The organism is Pseudomonas sp. SIMBA_068 (genome assembly GCF_046534705.1).
In the GTDB taxonomy this organism is placed as follows: domain Bacteria; phylum Pseudomonadota; class Gammaproteobacteria; order Pseudomonadales; family Pseudomonadaceae; genus Aquipseudomonas; species Aquipseudomonas putida.
Genome location: NZ_JAWRYI010000412.1, coordinates 1 through 276, shown reverse-complemented (window position 1 = coordinate 276; position 276 = coordinate 1). Strand labels below are relative to the sequence as shown.

Sequence of the window (276 nt, the reverse complement as noted above, 5' to 3'; positions counted from 1 at the left end):
GCTGCACGATCTGCCAGGCACCAGCGTGGATATTGTGCGGCTGGCCGGTCTGGTAGGACCAAAGCGCCATCCGGGACGCTTCCTCGCCGGCAAGCAGGATGTGGCCAATGGCTCGCAGGGCGTGAATCTGGTGCATCTGGATGATGTGGTGGAGGCGATCACGCTGCTACTGCAGTCGCCCAAAGGGGGCCGGGTCTACAATCTGTGTGCCTCGAAACATCCCTCGCGTGACACCTTCTATCCTGCGGTCACGCACCAGCTTGGGCTGCAGCCGCC

Annotated in this window: 1 protein-coding gene; it reads left to right on the top strand. The window is 63.0% G+C overall.

Annotation, left to right across the window (positions count from 1 at the left end; genetic code table 11):
- The coding region (locus SB756_RS29760) for a hypothetical protein (RefSeq protein WP_410913171.1) at positions 1–276 on the top strand (276 nt) is incomplete at both ends.